Below are 20593 nucleotides of genomic sequence, written 5' to 3' on the forward strand. Positions count from 1 at the left end.
GGTGGTGGTGACGGTCGCGGAGAGGATGTTGACCCGCTCGTCGGAGCGTCGATCAGGTCGTTGGCCGTGCAGCCCTGCCCGACCGTGCGACTGGGCACCCCGGTGTCGGTGTCGCCGAGCCATACCGTCGACCGGTCGTCGGGCACCGCGCAGCCCACCGTCACAGTGGTCTGCACCGTCGCCGTCTGACCGTCGGCGTACGTGACGGTCAGCTTCGCGGTGTAGGTGCCGACAGTGGCGTACGTGTGCCGGGGGTCCGCCTCGGTCGACGTGGCGCCGTCGCCGAACTCCCAGCGGTGGCTCACACCGCCGGAGCGGGAACCGGTGAAGGCGATGGTCAGCGGCTTGTTCTGCACGGCGACCGAGGTCGCCGCCGGTGCCGGGGTGGGCGCCCCGCCGGTGTAGGTGACCCGGATCAGCTTCTGGTTCGCGTGCAGGCTGAAGAAGCCGCCGCCGTAGTCGAGCAGGTAGAGCGCGCCGTCCGGGCCGAACTTCGCGTCCATCCAGCTCTGCAACCGGGTGTCGCCGTTGCCACCGGGGATGATGGCCCGCAGCGACTCGGCGTACACCGGTGGGGCGGCCTGCGGCACGCCGGCCGGGTCGACGGTGACCGCGACCCGGTTGGCGGCGTTCGACTGGTCGCCGATGAACCACTTGCCGTCCCAGTGCTCCGGCCACGCCACGCCGCTGGCGGTGTCGACGAGGTTCCGGTGGTACGTCGGGCCGGACATGATGGCCTGCCCGCCGCCGCGCAGGTACGGCTGCGTGTAGGTGGCGTCGGCCGCCACGTAGGTCGGCAGGCCGCTGCCGTCGGTCCGCTTCGGGAACACCGGGCCGCCACCGTCCGGCGAATACCAGATCATGTTGTCCCGGGCCGCCGGGATGTCCTCCAGTCCGGTGTTGCGCGGCGAGGTGTTCTTCAGGTTGTCGCAGTCGTACCAGCCGGTCAGCACTGTCGCGTCGGTGTTGCTGCGGTCACGGTACGGCTGCCGGTTGCCCATGCAGTACGGCCAGCCCTGGTTACCGGCGGAGGTGATGATGGTGGCCGTCTCGTACTTCGCCGGGCCCAGGGTCGGGCTGGGCGACGAGGCGTCCGGGCCGACCCAGCCAGCGGTCAGCCACTGGTGCACCGGGTCGATCTGGAGACGGGCGATGTTGCGCACGCCCATCACGTAGATCTCGGGCCGGGTCTTCTCGGTGCCCGGTGGGAACAGGTTGCCCTCCGGGATGGTGTACGTGCCGTCCGGCTCCGGGTGAATCCGGATGATCTTGCCGGCGAGGTCGTTGGTGTTACCCGACGTGCGACGGGCGTCCTGGAACGAGATGCCCTGGTACTCCTCGGTCCAGTTGTTGCCGGCGTAGCCCTGCGACCCCTCCGAGGAGTTGTTGTCGCCGGAGCCGACGTAGAGGTTGCCCTTGGCGTCGAACGCCATGCCACCGCCGGCGTGGCAGCAGCTGTGGATCTGCACCGGGAACTGCAACAGGTCCTTGCGGGTGGCCTGGTCGACGGTCTGCGCCTGGCGGTCGTAGGTGAACCGCGAGACGGTCCGCTGACCGACCCGCTTCACCCGGTCGACCGAGTCGTGCGGCATCCAGTAGACGTAGAGCCAGCCGTTCTCGGCGAACGCGGGGTCGGGCACGATGCCGAGCAGACCCTCCTCGTTCTTGACCAACTCGGAGCCGCTGCCCCGGTTGCCCATCACCTCCAGGGTGGTGAGCAGCTTGACCTGCTTGGTGCGCGGGTCCCAGGAGTGGATGGTGCCGCAGCCCAGGCCCACCTTCGGGTTGTTCCAGTCCGCGATGGGGCCGCTCGGGCAGGCAGCCTTGCCGACGTAGAAGACAGTGCCGTCCGGCGCGATGGTGAGCCCGTGCGGCTCGCCGATCTGGTCCAGCTGCCCGGTCTGGTTGGCGGCGGTGAGTCGCTCCACCTTGTAGTTCGCGGCGATGGTGGCCTGGCAGTCGCCGCGTACCCGACCGGTGGTCCAGTTGAGAGCGCCGGTGAGGTGCGTGCGGAACGCCTCCTCGCCGTAGCTGCCCTCGGTGTGGCCCATGCCGGTGTAGAACGACCGGCCGCCGTCGTAGTCCCGGCACCAGGACACCGGGTGGAAGGCGCCGTTGGCGGCCGCGCCCGGGTTGTAGTGCCGCTCCTCGACCTGGGCGAGGGTGTGCACCGTGCCGATCGGGTTCGGGTCCCAGTTCTCCCAGCGGTCCGACCGGGTGATGGTCAGCGGCAGCGACGCGGTGGCCGGGTGCTTGCGGTCCAGGATGTTCACCACCGCGCGGTTCACCGCGGGCGGCTCCGGAGCGGTGGTGCTGCCGGTGAACAGGCGCAGGTCGGCGAGCTGGACCAGGGGTTCACCGCTGTTCGCGGTGACGTTGAGCCGGTAGCGCGTGAACTCCTGCGGCGTGGCGATGTCGAACCGGCGGGTCTGGAAGCGGTCCGGGAAGGTCTGCCCGGTGCGGCGGTCCAGGTCGGTCCAGCTCTGACCGTCGCTGGAGCCCTGCAGGGTCCAGTCCTTCGGGTCCCGTCCGGCGGAGTCGTTTGCCGACGTGAGCGCGTACCCGGTGATCTTCTTCGGTGCGCTCAACTCGTACGCCACCCAGGCGGTCGGGGTGCGGACCAGCCACTTCGTGTTGGCGTCGCCGTCGGTCAGCTTCTCCTTGGTCTCGTTGGGCGGGTTCTCGCCGCTGGCGGTCACCCGGGTCACCGGCTCGGCGACCGGGATGGCGCCGGCCGGGCGGGTGCCGATCAGCCCGGTGAACCAGGTGGAGTCGACCTGGGCGCGGGCGGCGTCGGCGATGCCGACGAACCCGCCGCCGGCCTTGACGTAGCTCTGGAGCGCCGACTCCTGGTCGCGGTTCAGCGCGGCGCCCGCCGCGGAGAGGAAGACCACGCTGCGGTACGCGGACAGCCCGGCTGCGGTGAAGGCGCCCGGGTCCGTGGTGGCCGTGACATCGATGTCATGACCGGCACCAAGCTGTTTGATGGTGTCCACCGCGCGCGACACCGGGTCCTGTTGCTCGGCCACCGGGCCGTGGAATACCAGGACCGCGGTCCTCTGCGGCGTCGCCGCCTGCGGGGCGGCCGCCGTTCGTGGTGCGGCCGCGGCCGCCGTCGTCGCCGGGAGCAGTGTCGCCAAGGCCGCTACCGCGGCAAGGGTTCGTCGTAGTTTTCTCGTCATGCCCGTCCCCACTTTCGGTTCGGTCAGCTTCCGTGCGTGTGGGTGTGGCCCTGGAACCGGTGGATCGCCTCCTCGGCGCCCGGCGGCATGCTGCCGTCGGCGTTGCGCACCAGGAAGATCCCGGCCATGCCGCCGTCGGAGTGCGTCTGCACGTGGCAGTGGTACATCCACGCGCCGGGTCCGACGCCCTCCCCGGCCAGCACCTGGAAACCGAACGAGCTGCCGGGGTTGAGGTCCTTGTTGTCGACCACCAGGCTCGGGTCGCTCGGCCCCTCCAACATCCCGGTGCGGTTGTCCGCCCAGCGGTGCGCGTGCAGGTGGAAGGTGTGGAACAGGTTGCCGTGGCCGATGGCGATCCACTCGACGCGCTCGCCCAGGTTCGCCTCGAACATCGGCGTCGCCGGAGCCATCTTGTTGTTGATCATCATGTCGTGGAACACCGCAGTGAACTGCTTCGACGGCAGGATGTCGCCACGTCGCCGGACGATCAGCGCGCCGTACAGTCCCTTCGCGACACCGCCGGTGCCGTGGTCGGTGCCCATCGCGTGATCGTGGTAGTGCCAGTAGCCGGCGCTGCCCGGCATGTACCGCCGACCCGCCGCGGCCACCATCTCGTGTGAGCGCCAGACGTACGTCCGCGTCTCACCCGGGTTGTTGAACGAGGCGTTGAACGGGCTGCCGTCGGACTCGGTGCTGTAGTCCACCCCGTGCGGATGGATGGACAGCCGCTGGTTGGTGGTGTTGACCAGGGTGATCTCCAGCGTGTCACCCTCGTACATCTCCAGGATCGGACCCGGAACGGTGGCCTGACCAGGCGCCAGGCCGTACCCGAACAGGTTGCCGGGCAACTGCTCGGCGTAGATGGTGATCTTCTTGGTGACACCGGCGGCGGCCCGGGCGGGGCTGCCGCCGAACGCGGTGCCGATCGTTGGGGCGGACGCGCCCAACGCCCCGGCGGCGAGCGCGCCGGTGGCGATCAGCGATCTGCGGGACAGGTGGCGGTGAGGGCCACCAACGTGATCGTCCATGGGTCTCCGTTCCCGACCGGGCGAAGACGCGACGAGGGCAGAGTGCATCGACCGCCGAGCACGGGGCGGTGGCACGACTGAGGGTGAGGCTCGTCGCGGACTTGGCTCGGAAGACTCAGAACTTTCGATGGATAACAGCAACTTATGTAATCCATCGACGAAAGTACAGCTCTGATTGCAAAAAGATTACCTTGACATCACGACGTCCGTCGATTGACATGAAGCTGACACGCAGGCCGTCGACAGTCAGGTCCTCAGACTGGTCAGTGGCGGGCGGACACCGCCGCCCGCGCCGTCAACGCAGGGCGCACAGAACGACGCCGGGCTGCCCCTCGGATGAGGCAACCCGGCGCGGAGGACGTACGGCAGATGTGGTCAGAGGTGGTGGCGGTCGTCCGCCGGCAGGCTGGGGGTCTGCGGCGACGCGGGCGACTGGTCCGGCTGGCCGAGCTGCGCGACGTGGGTCGGGTCGAGGACCCGGGAGAGGAACGCGCGGGTCCGTTCGTGCTTCGGCGCGCCCAGCACCTCCTGCGGCGGCCCCTGCTCGACCACCACGCCGCCGTCCATGAAGACGACCCGGTCGGCGACATCGCGGGCGAACGCCATCTCGTGGGTGACCACCATCATCGTCATACCGTCCTCGGCCAGCTTGCGCATGACGGTGAGCACGTCGCCGACGAGTTCCGGGTCGAGCGCGGAGGTCGGCTCGTCGAAGAGCATCAGCTTCGGCTCCATCGACAGCGACCGGGCGATCGCCGCCCGCTGCTGCTGCCCCCCGGAGAGCTGCGCCGGGAAGGCGTCGGCCTTGTCGGTCAGCCCGACGCGCTCCAGGTTGGCCCGTGCGATCCGCTCGGCTTCGGCCCGACCTCGCCGGAGCACCCGGCGCTGGGCGATGGTGAGGTTGTTCAGGACGGTCAGGTGCGGAAACAGGTTGAACGACTGGAACACCATGCCGATGCCGCGGCGGACCGCGTCGATCTCGACGTCCGGGTCGGTCATCTCGACCCCGTTCACCCAGATCTTGCCGGCGGTCGGCTCCTCCAGCAGATCGACGCAGCGCAGCAGGGTCGACTTGCCGGAACCGGACGGACCGATGACGCAGACCACCTCGCCCTGGCCGACCTCGAAGTCGATGCCCTTGAGCACCTTGAGCGGCCCGAAGGACTTGTGCAGGTCGCGGATCTCCACGGCGGGACGGGATGGGGTGGTCGTCATCGGGGTCACCGAGCCTTGGCGTAGCGGAGTTCGAGGCGTCGTACCACCTGCGACAGCGGCAGGGTGATCACCAGGTAGGCGAGGCCGGCCACCAGCAGCGGGGTCGCGTTCACCCGGTCGTTGAGCATGTCCCGGCCGAACTTGGTGATCTCGATCGTCTGCGCCGTCACCCCGAGCACGTACGCCAGCGACGAGTCCTTGGTGAGCAGGATGAGCTCGTTCGTCAGCGGTGGGATCACGATCCGGAACGCCTGCGGGATGACGATCGTGCGCATGGCGGTGAAGTGCGACATGCCGAGGGTCCGCGCCGCCTCCATCTGCCCCTTCGGCACGGCCTGGATGCCGGCCCGGATCGTCTCCGCCATGTACGCCGCGGCGGTCAACCCGAGGCCGATCGCTATCGAACCGAACACCCCGCCCGGAATCTCGCGCTCCGGGAAGGCGATCGGGATGCCGTACCCGACGAGGAAGAGCACCAGCAGCGCGGGCAGACCCCGGAACAGCTCGATGTACGCCGTCGCCGCCCAGCGGTACGGCGCCACCCGGGACAGGCGCATCAGCGCCAGGATCGTCCCGAACACGAGGCCGAAGGCGAACGCGCCCAGCGTGTAGAGGATGGTGTTGCGCAGCGCGACGGTGATGATCGTCGGGAACATCGACTTGATGATGTCGACGCGGAAGAACGCGTCGGCCAACCTGTCCCAGTCCGCGGCGACGAGCACCGTGGCGATGATGGCGATGAAGACCAGGTACTGGAGCCCGAGGGACAGCCGCTCCCGCTGGCGGCGTCGCAGCTTCACGTTCGCTCGTTGCCTTCCCGGAGGTTACCGACGTCGGAGGGCGCGCGGGACGCGCGCCCTCCGGTACTGCGTGGCGCTCAGGCGCTCGGCTGCTTGCCGATCCACTTCTCGTAGATCGTGTTGTACGTGCCGTCCTGCCTGGCCTTGGCCAGCACCTCGTTGATCTTCTTGAGCAACTCCGGGTTGGCGTCCTTCTTCACGGGGAAGCCGTACTGCTCGCCGGTGTCGAACTCGGCGGCCACCTCGAACCCACCCGGGTTCTTCTTGAGGTACTCGGTCCAGACCGGCAGGTCGTTGATGGCGGCCTCGACCTGGCCGTTGGCGACGGCCTGCTGGAGGGCGGCGAGGTCCTCGAACTCGACGAGCTTCAGGCCCTTCTCCGCCTCGAGCTTCTTGGCGTAGTCACGACCCGTGGTGGCCGCCTGGACGCCGAGCTTCTTGCCCTTGAGGTCGTCGAGGGACTTGTACGTCTTGCCGGTCTTCACCAGCATCGCCTGGGTGGCGTCGAAGTACGGGTCGGAGAAGTCGATGACCTTCTTCCGCTCCTCGGTGATGGTCATGCCGGCGGCAGCCGCGTCGCACTTGCCGGTGTTGAGGTCCTGACCGGACTTGATCCCCTCGAACGGGGTGTCGACGATCGTCTGCTCGACGCCGAGTTCCTTGGCGACCAGGTCCATGATCTCGACGTCGAAGCCGGTCACCTTGCCGCTGGCGTCTTTGGACTGGAACGGCGGGTACGGCAGGTGGGTGCAGACGGTCAGTTTGCCGGCCGTGACCAGCTTGACCCCGCTCGCCTGGACCTCGCTGTCGTCCTTCTTCGCGCAACCCGCGGTCAGCGCGAGGGCGGTGACGGCCACGACGAGGCCGGCCTGACGGACGACGCTTGGGAACCTCACGGCTGTGCCCCTCCGATTCGGCTTCCAATTCACAGAAAGCCAATCTGGTTCATAGACTTTGCAGTAAGCGACCGTACCCGATCTGGCGCGTCACCCCCAGATCACGCCGTGACCGCTCGGCGGACCCGGCAAGGCGCCCTCCGTCAACAAACCCGACACTTGCCCCGCAAGGGGCCTCAGCCACCGGTTCCCTCGGCCGCTCCGTCCGGGGTGAGGGCTCCTTCGTGGGGGTCTGTGTCCAGGAACACATGCTGGTGGCCCTGGCCCGAGTCGACGCTGATCTGATCGAGCTGGGTCGCCGCGACCGACCAGATCGTCGCGGCCTCGGCGGCCTGCCGCGCGGTGACGTCCAGCAGGGCCGCCCGTTGCGCCGCTGGAACGCCGGCCGCCAGCGCGTAGGCGTCGACGGCCAGCGACGCCTGCTCGACCGCTCCGCGCAGGCCTCCGCGCGCCACGTTGGTGGCGGTGGTCCCCGACGGCGGCTCGGCGAACGGCTCCGCCGCCTGGCGCATGACCCCCTGCCACTGGCGCGCCTGCGCCGGGTCCGGCGCACGTCCGGCCGTCGTCTCCGTCTTGATGGCGGCCAGCACCGGGGCGACCTGGTCGCGGACGCGTCGGGCCGTCTCGATCAGCTCCACGATCTGCTGAGCGTCCCGCTTCGCCTCGTCCTGCTTGATGCTCGCGATGGTCGCCTCGGTCGCGTCCGGACGGCCCAACTGGTAGCCGATCAACCCGCCGAGCAACGCGGTGACCAGTGCGATCACGCCCGCGACGGCCACGAAGCGCACTGTGCGGCGGTGCCGCACATCGGCCTTGTCCAGCTGGTAGGAGGGTCGGCCGGTACGGCGCGCCATCGCATCTCCTCACATCGATGGGGTGGGGCCAAAGATTAGCTGCCCCGTGACGTCCGTCGATAGTGCCGATCGGTGCACTCCCTGCCCATCTGCACCCTCCCGTGGTCACTTAACCGCTTTGGGCGTTTTGCACTGTTTTGGGTGTTTATCGTGATCCTTGCGCCGCTGGCATCGGCCCACGACAACCAACCGCGTTGCACCGAGGAGGACAAATTGACTGAACCGACAGGGACGGCAGTGGACAAACCGAGCAGTCGAGGCCGCTCTCGCAAGCTGAAGGCCATCCTGGCCGGAGGGATCGTCCTCGGCCTCGGTGCGACGATCACCCTCGCCGCCTGGAACGACTCGGAGTACGCCACGGGCACGTTCACGGCGGGCACCTTCAGCATGGAGGGCAGCACCAACGGCACCACCTACGCCGAGCACCCCACCGCCGGCACCGCGGCCGCGTTGACCTTCAGCACCGGCTTCGACGACATCAGCCCCGGTGACGTGGTCGCGGCGCCGTTCGCCGTCCGACTGACAGCGGCCACGACGTACGACGCGACAGTCACCGTGGCGTCAGCGACCCCCGCCCCGGCCGGCTTCGTCGGCCTCACCTACGGCATCGCGACCGTCCCGGCCTTCGCCGACTGCAGCGCGACACCCACCACCCCGACCTGGATCGTGGCGCAGGGCACCCCGCTCAACTCGGTGGCCGGCGCGGTGCCGTTCAACCTGACGCAGGGCACTCCCCCCACGACGCCCGGCGCGCCGGTGAACCTCTGCTTCGTCGTCAACGCGGGAGGCACCCTGGTGCAGGGCACATCGGTCACGGAAACCTGGCAACTGTTGGCCGAGTCCGTCTAGGTGATGGCCGTGGTCAACCGTCGGACGCCGGCCGGAACACCACGGCTTCGCCGGACCCGTGCCGTACTCGCTGGCGCCCTCGTTCTCGGCCTGGGAACGACGTCCACGCTCGCCGCGTGGACCGACAGCGAGTACGGCACCGGGTCGTTCGGCGCGAGCGTCTTCGGCACCGAATCGCAGACCGCCTCCAGTAGTTGGGCCAGCCACACCCCGGTCGCGAACGCCGCGACGCTGGCGTTCAACGCGACGGCGATGTCCCCCTCGGTGTCGTTCTACGCCTTCCTCGACATCCGGACGACCTCGACGACGAATGTCGGCGGCGCGGTCGCGCTGACGAGTTCGTCGAACAACTCCGGCGCCCTGCTGCCCGCGCTCGAGTACCGGGCCGTGCGGACCCCCACGACCAGCACCACGTGTGCCGCCGCCGCCTTCTCCGGTTCACCCACCTGGATCGTCGGGCCCGGCTACTCCGCCATCACCGCGGTGCCCGGCTCACCGGTGTCCTCCCCCATCACCGTGCCGGCCGGCGCGACGCCGCAGCTGAGGTTCTGCTTCGAGGTCCGGGTCCAGTCCGGCGCCAGCAACGCGTACCAGGGCACGACCGGGGTGGTCACCTGGGAATTCACTGCCACGTCTACGTGAGGGATCTGCAGATGGTGGGACGCGAACGTCGACGGCACGGCACCCTCGCCCGGGTCGGCGACCTGGTGCTGACAGTGCTCGCCGTCGGTGGGACGGCCTGCGTCGTCCTCGTCCCGCTGGCGTTCTTCTTCGACATCTCGCTCATCCTGTTCAAGACCGGGTCGATGAGCCCCACCATCCCGGCCGGGTCACTGGCCGTGGTGCGGGAGATCCCCGCGTCCGAGGTCCACGTGGGAGACGTCGTCACCGTCGACCGCACGCCGCTGCCACCGATCACCCACCGGGTGCTCGACATCGCCAACGGCGGTGGGGCCACCCGCCTGCTCACCCTGCGGGGGGACGCGAACCAGTCGAACGACGCCGCGCCGTACGCGGTGAGCCACGTGCGGCTCGTGCAGTGGTCGGTGCCCAGGCTCGGGTACGCGGTGCGAGCCGTGTCGAACGTCTACGCCACGAGTCTCATCACGGTCGGGGCAGCCGCGATCGTCACCTGGGCGTTCTGGCCGCGCGGGGGCGAGCCGGGGACCCGACGACAGCGCGCGTGGCGCCGTCGGCGACCGGATTCGGCGGTACCCGACGAGGTGGGGGCAGCCCCGGAGGTCGGCACCCAGCCGAGCGGCACGGGACCGCGTGGCGACTCGACAGTGGGACGCATGTTGGTCGTGCTGGCGGTGCTGCCGGGCGTTGCCGCCGCGGTACTGGCGACGCCCGGTCAGGCCCGCGCGGACACCACCGAGGAGGTCATTCGGAGCAGGTACCTCACGCTGGTCTCGATCGGCGACGACGATCGCATGGCGAACCTGGCGCCGGAGCAGCCCGTGCCCTGGCAGGTGGGCGTCTCGGCGCACGCGGAGCAGCCCGGCGAGGTGACCATCTCGCTGTCCGCGCTGGGCCCTCTCGCCGTCCGTCCGGACGGACTCCAGGTGATGGTCGCCGTCTGTGCCATCCGCTGGGTGAAGGGTGCCTGCCCGACCGGCCAGGGTGAGCAGGTCCTCGCCGACGGTCCCGCCACCAGGCTGGCCGCGCACCCGGTCACGATCAGCTCGATGCGCGCCGATCAGCAGCGTTGGGTGCTCGTCACGGCGAGTCTGCTCGCCAACGCGGTGGCCTCGGGGTCGGCGGACCTGGTCGTCACGGCGACCGGATTCGGCGACAGCGCATCGGCGGGCGGCACTGTCGGCCCGCTTCCGCGCACCGGGACCAACCTGTTGACACCTCTGCTGGCCGGGGGCGGTGCGCTCGCCACCGGTCTGCTGCTGATGCGCGCCGCGCGCCGGATCAGGGTGGGGCCAGCGCGGTGCCCACAGCGAACCAGACCCGGGAGTCGGTCCACCAGGTGTCGAGCAGCGCCCTGGGCAGGCCGAACATCGCCATGCCGGGCTGGTACGGGGTGTAGCCCATCAGTTGCTCGCCCGGTGGCAGGGCGGCGATGGCGTCCGGTCCGAGGTACGGCGTGCCGTGTTCCAGGAGGCGACTGCCGGCCTGCTCCACGACCAGCACCTCCTCCTGGGCCCGGTCGGTGCGCCCACCGGCCCGGTCGATGCTCTGCCAGGCCAGGGGCAGCAGTGTGGTGGTGGCCCAGGCGAGGCCGGTGACCGCCCAGCGGGCTGGCAGACCGGTCAGCCGGGAGGTTGGAGAGCGTCGACGCAGCAGAAGTTGGGCGATCACCGTCAGCGTCGCGAGCAGGTAGCCGACGGCGGCGACCGCGCCCCAGGCGCGGTGCGGCAGCAGGGTGGATGTGACAGCTGTGATCGCCGCGAAGGCGGCCGACACGGCGTAGAGCCCCAGGTCGAGGGCGAGCCCGCCGGCGGCGTTGTCGAGAGTGCGCCAGTGCCAGCGACTGCGGTGGGCGGTCGGGTCGTCGACGATCACGCGCGACAGTCTGGCAGACCGGGCTGCCCACGCAGTGGGCCGATGCCTGCTCAGGCGGGCAGGTGTGGCAGGCGGTCGGGCCTGGAGCGGCCGGCCTGGCGGCGGTTCTGGCTCAACCGGATCACCGCCCCGGTGTCGTGCAGCGGCGCGGCGAGGGTGCCCGGTCGGCCGCCCGAGCCGCGCTGCATCGCCGCGAGCAGGGTGCCGGACGGCATCGGCCGGGCGAACAGGTGCCCCTGGCCGGCGACGCAGCCCAACTCCCAGAGGGCCCGCCGCTGCGGCTCGCTCTCCACCCCCTCGGCCACCACGTCCAGGTCGAGGCTGCGACCCAGGTCGAGGGTGGAGCGGATGACGGCGGCGGCCTCCGCCGAACTCTCCATCGTCGTCACGAAGCTCCGGTCGATCTTCAGCTCGTGAACCGGGATTCGGGAGAGCAGCGAGAGTGAGGAGTAGCCGGTGCCGAAGTCGTCCAACGCCAACCGGACGCCCTCGTCGCGTAGTCGGCTGAGCACCCGGTCGACCACGTCGAGTTGGCTGAGGGTCAGCGTCTCGGTCAACTCCAGGACCAGCCGGTCCGGTGGTAGGTCGTGTGCGCGGAGGCGAGCCAGCACCGAGCCGGGGAACCGCGCGTCGAGAAGGCTGCGCGGGGACACGTTGACCGCGACCGGTACGTCGAAGCCGGCGTCGCGCCAACTCACCGCCGCGATCAGCGCCTGGTCGAGGATCGCTTCGGCGAAGGCCGGTAGCAGGCCGGACCGTTCCACCGCCTCCAGGAACCGCAGTGGGTCGATCAGGCCGTGGGTGGGGTGGTGCCAGCGGGCCAGGGCCTCGGCGCTGGTCACCTCACCGGTGCCCAGGTCGACGATCGGTTGGAAGTTGACGACGAACTCGTGGTCGGCGACCGCGCGCGGTAGGTCACCGCCGAGGGTGAGGCGCCCGAGGTCGGCGGTGTCGCGGGTCGGGGCGTACGTGGAGATCCGCTGCCCGGCTCGCTTCGCCTGGTACATGGCCACGTCGGCGCGGCGCAGCAACTCGGCCATGCCGCCGTTGGACGGGGCGGCGGAGATGCCGCCGCTGGCTTCGACGCTGATGCGCATGCCGTCCAACTCGAACGGCTCGTGCAGGGCGGCGAGCAGCGTCTCGGCCCGGTGCGCGGCGACCGCCGGGGCCGGCAGACCGCGCATGAGTACGGCGAACTCGTCGCCGCCGAGGCGGGCCACCAGGTCGCTCGGCTGGGCCGCACCCCCCAGCCGGTCGGCCACCTGCACCAGCACCTGATCGCCGGCGGCGTGCCCGAGCGTGTCGTTGACCTCCTTGAAATGGTTGAGGTCGATCAGCACCAGCGCGGTCACCCCTTCGGCATGGCGGGTGCTCAAGTGTTCGGTGCCCTCGTCGAGGAGGTGCCGGCGGTTGGCCAGGCCGGTCAGCGCGTCGTGCGAGGCCGCGTACGCGTGCTCGTCGGCGACTCGGGCCAGTTCGGCGTACGCCTGGGCGTTGCGGACGGCGGTGCAGAGCGCGGAGGCGAAGGTGCGCAGGGTGTACTGCTCCCGTTCGGAGAGCTGCACCGGGCCGCGGAAACGCAGTCGAAGCATGCCGACGTCGACCGTCCGGTCATGGCCTTCCAGCGGTGCCGGGACGACCGTGCCGTCCACGTCGGTGGGCGTGCCGGGGGGGCCGTCGAAGGTGATGCCGCCGGTGCCGCCGCGTACGGTGCGGCTGCCGTCGCTCAGCTCGATCTCGACCTCGTCGGCGGAGAACAGCTCGGCGGCCTGGGTGACGGCGGTGGTGAGGACGTTGTCGAGGTCGACCACGTTGAGCGCGTCGGTGGTGCGGGCAAGCCGCTGCCACGCCTGCTGCTCGGTGCGGCCTCGGATGCGCGCGGAGTAGGCCAGGTGCAGGCTCAGGACCAGGGGTGGCACGGCGAGCAGGAGCCGTGGGTCCATCTGGAGGGTGAGCAGGGTCAGGGCCGCCACCACGAACCGGACCGCGTAGCCGGCCAGGCGAAGATCCAGGTTGCTGCGGAACTGGGTCGAGATTCTGGTGCCGGAGGCGAGCGCGATCACGGGGATCGCCAGCAGTTCGTCGAGGAGGGCAGCGACTAGGTAGGCGACCGCCAGGATCCCGACCAGCTGTGGGGCCTGCATGGCGGGCCAGGTCCAACCGAGCAGCGCGAAGGCGGTGCCGGCCCCGGCCGCGACGAGGATGTTCTTGCCGACGCCGAAGGCCAGCTTGATGGGTGGAAGACGGGCCGAGGCGATGGTGATGCCGATGCAGGTGCAGAGGACCACCCAGGGAACGGGGGCAATGGCAGCCGCGATGACGATCGCCGCCTCGCTCCAACTGATCAGGTGCACCGTGGACCGGACACGTACGCGGGTCTTGACGAACGCACCCAAGGCGATCATGGCGGTCAGCGTGACCAGGGTCGCTACGTCGGGTGTCGGAGCCTCGGCCGCGGGGAAGGTCAATCTCAGGGAGGCGAGAGCAACGATCGTGGCCGCAACGACGAGGAGACCGACGATCAGCCGTAGCCGTCGATCGGTCCCGTCATCGCGTCGTTGTGAAGAGGCCACGCAACTCCTGGATTACCTCGCCTGTCGTACTCGCAACCATATCGCCGGGCGCTGCGGAAGTCCCGCATCGATGTCAGCCCCACTCGTTTCCGCGCATTTCACCCACCCTCCCCTTCGTGCGGTTGTCGGGCTCTGTTGGCGCCGACCCTCTACGAATGGAGCTTAAATGGGGTTAGCCCTAGTTAGGGACGATAAATGTCGTTATCCTCAACATTAGTTAATCCTGTGCGGATAAGTGACATTCTGTTTGCGTTCCGGTGCGGAGAGCGCTGGGATGCTTGCCTGTTGCATCCGGTCCGTTGCGGAATGTCGCGAGCCGCGGCGACTGATTAGACCGCGCCCTCAGTGTGGCCGTCGGTGATGCCGCAACTCATCCGCCGATTCGGTCAACCGCTCGCCAGCTTCAGCCTGGCTCCCCTTCGCAGTGGAACATTGATGATGGTGGCACCGCCCTGGTCAGTTCCAGTCCCCGGAGCCGACGGCTCGTGCCGAACAAGTAGCTGAGGGCTTTCGCTCCTTCTTTCCCTGTTGCGGCAGCGGTCGAGAACGCCGAGGGCGCAGATGGTTCTTGCAATGTTCGCATTGCACTCATCGGCAGCGTCGCAGTGGGCGGCCGTAGGAGCGTATGCATCGGCGGCTTGATTGGCGTCAGGTCGACATCCGGGTGCCCGTAAGCTTCGTTGCGTGATCGGCTGAATACCCCGCTGAAGCAGGGGGACGGGTGGAGATTCAACTTCTGGGTGGCCTCTCGGTGCAACTGCTGGCTCGCAAGCTGCACCTGGGTACGCCTAAACAGCAGGCTGTCTTCGCGATGCTCGCGGTCCAACCGGGGCAACTGGTGACCCTCGACGACCTGGTCGACGAGTTGTGGCCAGACAGCCCGCCGCGCTCTGCCGTGGCGAACGTCCGGACCTACGCCGCCAATCTGCGCCGTACCTTCGAGGCTCACGAGTCTGGTCGGGGTGTCATCGTCAGGCAGCAGAGCGGCTACCGCCTTACCGTCGGGCCGGAAGCTATCGACGTGTTCCGCTTCGAGATGGAGTGCGCCGCGGGCCGCGAAGCCCTGATAGCCGGTCACGTCGACAGCGCCCTGGAACGGTTGGGGTCCGCCGTGGCGCGCTGGCGGGGTGCGATGCTCGCCGGCATATCGCTCGGGCCGGTGCTCGGCGCACGCGTGGTGGCCGCCGAGGAGGAGCGTCTGCTGGCCGTGGAACTCCTTGCCGACGCGCAGCTGAGAGCGGGGCGCGGCGACCTGGCGATCCCCCTGTTACGGGACGCCATCGCCCGTCATCCCCTCCGGGAACCGGCGTACGTCCTCCTCGGACGGGCGCTGCACGAGCGTGGCGACCACGCGGGCGCGCTCCTCACGTACGACGAGGTTCGGGCGAAGCTGATGGCCGAGCTCGGCGTCCTCCCGGGTTCCGACCTTCAGGCTCTTCATCGCACGATCGTTTCGGCGGCGCCACCCCGGCGACCGGCGGACGGCGCCGCGTCCCGTCCGGCCGGCCAGAGTGCCCGCCGTCTCCCGAACCCGACTCCCACAGTCGGTGCCCAGATCGCTGAGACAGCGCCTCGGCCCGACCTGGTGGATCACCTCCCCCGAGCTGTCACCGACTTCGTCGGCCGGGAGGACGTGGTGTCGCGGCTGCTGGCGGAGACCTTGCGGGTCGAGGCGCGGGTGCCGGCCGTCCACATCATCGACGGCATGGCGGGCAGCGGGAAGACGACTCTTGCCGTGCACCTCGCCCGTCGGCTGTCCGATCGCTACCCGGACGCCGCGCTCTTCATCGACCTGTGCGGGCACGGTGAGAAAAACCGGGTTGAGCCGGCGAGTGCCCTGGTCACCCTGCTTCGACAGTTGGGCGTTCCCGCCGGTCGTGTACCCGTGGAGTTCGACGACAGGGTGGAGTTGTGGCGACAGGAACTGGCCCTCCGGCGGTCAGTGGTGGTGCTCGACAACGCGGCGAGCAGCGAGCAGATCATGCCCCTGCTTCCGGCCGAGCCGACCACCGTCGTGCTGGTTACCTCGCGGCGTCGTCTGTCCCACCTGGATGTCGGGCCCTCGCAGACGCTGCCGCTCCTGAACCCACGGGAGAGCGTGGATCTCCTCAGCCTGAGCATCGGTCGGGACAGGGTTGAGGCCGAGTCGGAGGCGGCCGCCGAGGTCGTGCGTCGGTGCGGGTATCTCCCACTGGCGATCCGGCTGGCCGGTGCGCGGCTGGCGCACCGGCGCGGCTGGCGGTTGGCGGACCTTGCCGAGCAGATGGCTGGCGATGCTCCGGCGCTGCACTACCTGGCTCAGGAGGAGAACACCGTCACCGGGGCCTTCGCCGCTTCCTATGAGCCGCTTGCGAGTTCGACCAAGCGTGTCTTCCGATTCCTTGGCCTGTATCCCGGTAGTCGCTTCAGTACGCCGGCAGTCGCCGCGCTGACCGGGCTGACGATCACGGATGCTCGCGCGGCGCTCGACGACCTCGTCGACCGGAACCTGGTGGAGGACGTGGACTCGACGCGATATCGACTGCACGACCTCATGCGGCATTACTCCATCGAGTTGTGTTCGCGTACCGACTCTGTGAGCGACCGAAAGGCCGGGCTGGCTCACCTGTTCGACTTCACTCTGGCGGTGGCGTTGAGGGTCGCCAAGACGCTGGAGCTCAACGACCTGGAATCTCGCGTCACACATGTCCCGTTCGGGCGACCAGAGCTGATCGACGCTATCGGGGAGCCCACTGCTGACTGGTTGGAAGCGGAGCGGACGGACCTTGTGACGATGGTGGGGGCAGCGCTCGATGAGGGCTTCCACGAGCACTCGTGGCGGCTGGCCCGTGCCCTCTGGCGATTCTGTTACATCCGCGGATACTTCGAGGACATCATCACGACCCACCGGCACGCGCTGACCGCGGCGGAAGCATCCGGGGACGTCGGTGCAACGGCATTGATGAACAACTACCTCGCTTCCGGATATATCCGGACTGGCGACAACCGAGAAGCACTGCACCATCTGACCCGCGCTGTCGCCCTCTCCGAAGACTCGCGGGACGTGCTCAGAACCGCGCGGTACCGCGCCAATCTTGCTGCTGTCTACTACTGGAGCGGCAACCTGACCGGAGCGGTTAGGGTCGGTTTTGAGCACCTGCGTGACTACAAGGGATACGGCAAAGCCAAGGTGCCGATGGCGCTGCCAAACCTCGGCATGGCACTCACCTCACTGGGGCGCTACGAGGAGGCGTTGCGCCTGCATCGCCTGCACCTGGCGTGGGCCCGGACGAACTCCGACGTCTTCCACACACTCAACGCCCTCAGCCATATCGGCGCGGTGCGGGTCCGGATGGGCGATCTGCCGCAGGCGATCCGAATACTCCTGGCCTCGTTGGCCCTCCGTGATCGCACCGGCCACCGATACGCCGAGGCTGAGGTGCGCAACGATCTCGGGACCGCCTATCGGGGTCTGGGTCGACTGGTGGAGGCCCAGCAGGAGCACGAGTTGGCTCGGAAGCTGTCGATCGGTTCGGGGGAGCGACACGTCGAGGCGGCTGCGCTCAACGAACTCGGCCGCACCCTGCTGGCGCAGGGGCGGGGCGGTGAGGCGTTCGAGGTGCACCAGGAGGCGTTGCGGCTGGCCACTCGGATCGCGCATCCGCACGAGCAGGGTCGAGCGTTGGCTGGGCTCGCCGAACACTTCGCCCGCACCGACCCGGCCGAGGCGCGGCGGCACTGGGAGCGGGCGTTGGCGATCTTCCGGCGGATGGGAGTGCCGGAGCGCTTCGAAGCCGAACGTCGCCTCGCCGAGTTGGCCGGGGCGGCAGTGGTCGCGGAGCGCTGACCAGCCTGGACGGCGCTTATCGATTTCTTATCGGCAGGCCCGGTAACTTACCGGCCGTATCGACGAACGGGGGAGGTTCTGCCCCTGGGCAGAACCGGGTCGTCGACACGCGCCCGCTGCCGGGTCCCCCCAGCGACCTCGGCGGCGGGCTGGCGAGGGAGGAGCGGCGTCGGGGCCGTTGCGCCGTCAGCACCCGGTGCGGTCGCCAGCGTGACGCCGCTCCTTCCGACCGCCGTCGGACCACACCGATAGGCTCACGACCGTGACCGAACCCGCGCAGCTCAGCCACGTCGATCGCGCCGGCGCGGCCCGCATGGTCGACGTCTCCGCCAAGGCGGTGACGGGTCGGTTGGCCGTCGCGGCCGGCCGTCTGCGGACCACGCCCGAGGTCATCGACCTGTTGCATCGCGACGGGCTGCCCAAGGGTGACGCGTTGGCCGTCGGGCGGCTGGCCGGGATCATGGGGGCCAAGCGCACTCCTGACCTGATTCCGCTCTGCCACCCGATCGCGCTGCACGGTGTCACCGTCGACCTGCGGCTGACCGCCGACACCGTGGAGATCACGGCCACCGCCCGCACGGCGGACCGGACGGGGGTGGAGATGGAGGCACTGACGGCGGTTGCTGTCGCCGGTCTCGCCCTGATCGACATGGTCAAGGCGGTCGACCCGGCGGCCTCGGTGGAGGCGGTCCGGGTGCTGCGCAAGGAGGGCGGCAAGACCGGCGAGTGGGTTCGGCCGGAGGACCGGCCGTGATCCGGGCTCGGGTGATCGTCGCTTCCAACCGGGCTGCGGCCGGTGTCTACGCCGACACCAGCGGGCCACTGCTCGTCGCCGGGTTGCGTGAGCTGGGCTGCCAGGTCGACGACCCGGTGGTGGTGCCCGACGGCGAGCCGGTCGGCGACGCTCTGCGGGCCGCCCGCGCCGACGGTGTCGACGTGGTGCTGACCAGCGGCGGCACCGGAGTGACCCCGACGGATCGGACCCCGGACGTGACGCGGAGCCTCCTGGATTACGAGATCCCTGGCGTCGCCGAGGCGATCCGGGCGCACAGTCGTGACCGCGTGCCGACGTCGGTGCTGTCCCGGGGCCTGGCCGGGGTCATCGGTCGGATGCTGGTGGTCAATCTGCCCGGCTCGACCGGCGGTGCCCGGGACGGCCTGGCCGTTCTCGGGCCGATCCTCGGCCACACCGTGGACCAGCTCCGCGGCGGAGACCACTGACCGCTCCGCACGACGGGGGCACTGACCGCTCTGCGGCGAGCACCGACCGGTGCGCGCCAGGCCCGGGCGGGTGTCGGTCCGGGCCGATAGGCTCGGTCGGTGAGCACGGAAACCGCACCCACCGCGGATCGGGTCACCGCACCCCCGCCAGCCGGGTGGGAAGAAGCCCGTTCGCGGGTCTACGCGGTCGGTCTGGCCGCCGCGCTGCCCGCCGCCGCCCGACCACTTGCCGACACCGACGGGTCGACACTGGCCGAGCCGTTGACCACCCGCACCGACCTGCCGGCGTTCCCGACCTCCAGCGTGGACGGCTGGGCGGTGCGCGGCCGTGGGCCGTGGCGCGTCGTCGGCCGGGTCCTGGCCGGCAGCACCCCCGCGCCGCTCACCGAGGACGACACCACTGTCGAGATCGCGACCGGCGCGATGGTGCCCGAGGGTGCCACCGCCGTGCTCCGCGTCGAGGAGTCCGCCGCATCCACCACCGGCCTGATCAGCGGCGTTCCCCGGGAGACGCCTGAGTGGCGCGAGCCCGGCGAGGAGGCGTACGCCGATGAGGAGTTGTTGCCGGTCGGCACGCCGGTCGACCCGGCGGTGATCGGCCTGGCCGCCGCCTGCGGGCACGACACGCTGCGGGTCCGGCGGGTGCCGCGCGCCGCGCTGCTGGTCTTCGGCGACGAGCTGCTGACGGCGGGTCCGCCCGCGGCCGGTCGCATCCGCGACGCGCTGGGCCCCGCGGTGCCGGCCTGGCTGCGGCGCTACGGCTGCCAGGTCCGCCCGTCCGACGTGGTCGGCCCGGTGGCCGACACGCTGCCCGCGCACGTGGCGGCCCTACGCTCGGCGCTTGGCCACGCCGATCTGGTCTGCACCACCGGCGGCACGATGAACGGTCCGGTCGACCACCTGCACCCGACCCTGGAGGCGCTCGGCGCCGACTACGTCGTCAACACGGTGGCGGTTCGCCCGGGCTTCCCGATGCTGCTGGCCCGGCTGACCGGCCCCGACGGGCGAGCCCGGTTCGTGGCCGGGCTGCCCGGCAACCCGCAGTCCGCCATCGTCGCGCTGGTGTCACTGGTCGCCCCGCTGCTCGCCGGCCTCCAGGGCCGGTCGATGCCGGCGCTGCCGCAGGTCACGTTGGCCGAGGCAGTGCCCGGTCGTGGTGACCACACCCACCTGGCGTTGGTCCGACTGGACCGGTCCGCCGGCGTCGCGTTCCCGGTCCGTCACGTCGGCTCGGCGATGCTGCGGGGCCTGGCCGGCGCGGACGGGTTCGCGGTCATCCGACCCGGCACCCGCGGTGAGCCGGGCGACCGGGTGCCGATCGTGCCACTGCCGTTGTTTCCCGGGGAGCGTGCGTCGTGACCGCACCAGCGATCACCTTCGGCGAGGTCACCGACCAGCCGCTCGATCTCGCCACGCACGAGGCGGCGGTCGCCGACCGCCGGGCCGGCGCCGTGGTGTCGTTCCAGGGCGTGGTCCGCGACCACGACCACGGTCGCCAGGTCACCAGCCTGGAGTATGAGGGCCACCCGAGCGCCGCACAGGTGCTGCGCGAGGTGGCCGCCGAGATCGCCGCAGAGCCCGACGTCTACGCGGTGGCGGTCTCGCACCGGGTCGGCCCCCTGGCGATCGGTGACG

Annotated in this window: 15 protein-coding genes and 2 pseudogenes; 8 read left to right on the forward strand and 9 right to left on the reverse strand. The window is 70.0% G+C overall.

Annotation, left to right across the window (positions count from 1 at the left end):
* The 6 genes from ABZ749_RS07905 to ABZ749_RS07930 form a co-directional block, all read right to left on the reverse strand.
* Window positions 1–3140 (reverse strand): ThuA domain-containing protein (locus ABZ749_RS07905; RefSeq protein ID WP_357224114.1); only part of this gene is annotated, 3140 nt, incomplete at its 3' end.
* Window positions 3141–3205: 65 nt separating this feature from the next.
* On the reverse strand, window positions 3206–4210 hold the full coding sequence (locus ABZ749_RS07910) for a multicopper oxidase domain-containing protein (protein WP_355008615.1): 1005 nt from the start codon (window positions 4208–4210) through the stop codon (window positions 3206–3208).
* Between the two features lie 375 nt (window positions 4211–4585).
* On the reverse strand, window positions 4586–5425 hold the full coding sequence (locus ABZ749_RS07915) for an amino acid ABC transporter ATP-binding protein (protein ID WP_357224118.1): 840 nt from the start codon (window positions 5423–5425) through the stop codon (window positions 4586–4588).
* A gap of 5 nt (window positions 5426–5430) precedes the next feature.
* Window positions 5431–6225: an amino acid ABC transporter permease gene (locus ABZ749_RS07920; RefSeq protein WP_355008611.1), complete on the reverse strand. Its 795-nt coding sequence runs from the start codon at window positions 6223–6225 to the stop codon at window positions 5431–5433.
* Between the two features lie 77 nt (window positions 6226–6302).
* Window positions 6303–7121: a basic amino acid ABC transporter substrate-binding protein gene (locus ABZ749_RS07925; RefSeq protein WP_357224121.1), complete on the reverse strand. Its 819-nt coding sequence runs from the start codon at window positions 7119–7121 to the stop codon at window positions 6303–6305.
* 176 nt (window positions 7122–7297) lie between these two features.
* Entirely contained in the window at window positions 7298–7975 is a 678-nt protein-coding gene (locus ABZ749_RS07930) for a hypothetical protein (RefSeq protein WP_357224124.1), read from the reverse strand.
* 213 nt (window positions 7976–8188) lie between these two features.
* Here ABZ749_RS07930 and ABZ749_RS07935 point away from each other — a divergent pair, with 213 nt between their 5' ends.
* From ABZ749_RS07935 to ABZ749_RS07945, 3 genes and pseudogenes are all read left to right on the forward strand, one after another.
* Window positions 8189–8824 (forward strand): SipW-dependent-type signal peptide-containing protein, encoded by a 636-nt coding sequence (locus tag ABZ749_RS07935; RefSeq protein ID WP_357224127.1) that lies wholly within the window; start codon window positions 8189–8191, stop codon window positions 8822–8824.
* 9 nt (window positions 8825–8833) lie between these two features.
* Window positions 8834–9466, forward strand: a complete 633-nt coding sequence (locus tag ABZ749_RS07940) for a SipW-dependent-type signal peptide-containing protein (RefSeq protein ID WP_357224129.1) — start codon at window positions 8834–8836, stop codon at window positions 9464–9466.
* Window positions 9467–9477: 11 nt separating this feature from the next.
* Window positions 9478–9885: pseudogene (locus ABZ749_RS07945) on the forward strand (signal peptidase I); the annotation flags it as partial.
* A 638-nt stretch (window positions 9886–10523) separates the two neighbouring features.
* Here ABZ749_RS07945 and ABZ749_RS07950 read toward each other — a convergent pair.
* The 3 genes and pseudogenes from ABZ749_RS07950 to ABZ749_RS07960 all read right to left on the reverse strand — a co-directional run bounded on the left by ABZ749_RS07950 (window position 10524) and on the right by ABZ749_RS07960 (window position 13911).
* Entirely contained in the window at window positions 10524–10661 is a 138-nt protein-coding gene (locus ABZ749_RS07950; RefSeq protein WP_357224146.1) for a hypothetical protein, read from the reverse strand.
* Between the two features lie 98 nt (window positions 10662–10759).
* Window positions 10760–11338, reverse strand: a pseudogene (locus ABZ749_RS07955) (hypothetical protein); the annotation flags it as partial.
* Window positions 11339–11388: 50 nt separating this feature from the next.
* Window positions 11389–13911 carry a bifunctional diguanylate cyclase/phosphodiesterase gene (locus ABZ749_RS07960; RefSeq protein ID WP_357224132.1) on the reverse strand — a complete coding sequence of 841 codons (2523 nt, stop codon included), beginning with the start codon at window positions 13909–13911 and terminating at the stop codon, window positions 11389–11391.
* Window positions 13912–14632: 721 nt separating this feature from the next.
* On the opposite strand from ABZ749_RS07960, the gene ABZ749_RS07965 reads away from it, so the two are divergent.
* The 5 genes from ABZ749_RS07965 to ABZ749_RS07985 form a co-directional block, all read left to right on the forward strand.
* Window positions 14633–17737 carry a BTAD domain-containing putative transcriptional regulator gene (locus ABZ749_RS07965; RefSeq protein WP_357224135.1) on the forward strand — a complete coding sequence of 1035 codons (3105 nt, stop codon included), beginning with the start codon at window positions 14633–14635 and terminating at the stop codon, window positions 17735–17737.
* 262 nt (window positions 17738–17999) lie between these two features.
* Window positions 18000–18491: a cyclic pyranopterin monophosphate synthase MoaC gene (gene moaC / locus ABZ749_RS07970; protein ID WP_099856846.1), complete on the forward strand. Its 492-nt coding sequence runs from the start codon at window positions 18000–18002 to the stop codon at window positions 18489–18491.
* Window positions 18488–18958: a MogA/MoaB family molybdenum cofactor biosynthesis protein gene (locus tag ABZ749_RS07975; protein WP_357224137.1), complete on the forward strand. Its 471-nt coding sequence runs from the start codon at window positions 18488–18490 to the stop codon at window positions 18956–18958. The genes moaC and ABZ749_RS07975 overlap by 4 nt, the downstream gene beginning before the upstream one ends.
* Before the next feature lie 99 nt (window positions 18959–19057).
* Entirely contained in the window at window positions 19058–20317 is a 1260-nt protein-coding gene (locus tag ABZ749_RS07980; RefSeq protein ID WP_357224140.1) for a molybdopterin molybdotransferase MoeA, read from the forward strand.
* A partial coding sequence (locus tag ABZ749_RS07985) for a molybdenum cofactor biosynthesis protein MoaE (RefSeq protein WP_357224143.1) occupies window positions 20314–20593 on the forward strand: 280 nt, incomplete at its 3' end. The genes ABZ749_RS07980 and ABZ749_RS07985, both read left to right, overlap by 4 nt.

Origin of the sequence: Micromonospora sp. NPDC047753 (assembly GCF_040642735.1) — a bacterium.
Lineage (GTDB): Bacteria > Actinomycetota > Actinomycetes > Mycobacteriales > Micromonosporaceae > Micromonospora.

Bases quoted from the DNA above. Each gene is read 5' to 3' on its own strand.
- ABZ749_RS07910 (WP_355008615.1), bottom strand. From the start codon at position 4,210: ATGGACGATCACGTTGGTGGCCCTCACCGCCACCTGTCCCGCAGATCG.
- ABZ749_RS07915 (WP_357224118.1), bottom strand. From the start codon at position 5,425: ATGACGACCACCCCATCCCGTCCCGCCGTGGAGATCCGCGACCTGCAC.
- ABZ749_RS07930 (WP_357224124.1), bottom strand. From the start codon at position 7,975: ATGGCGCGCCGTACCGGCCGACCCTCCTACCAGCTGGACAAGGCCGAT.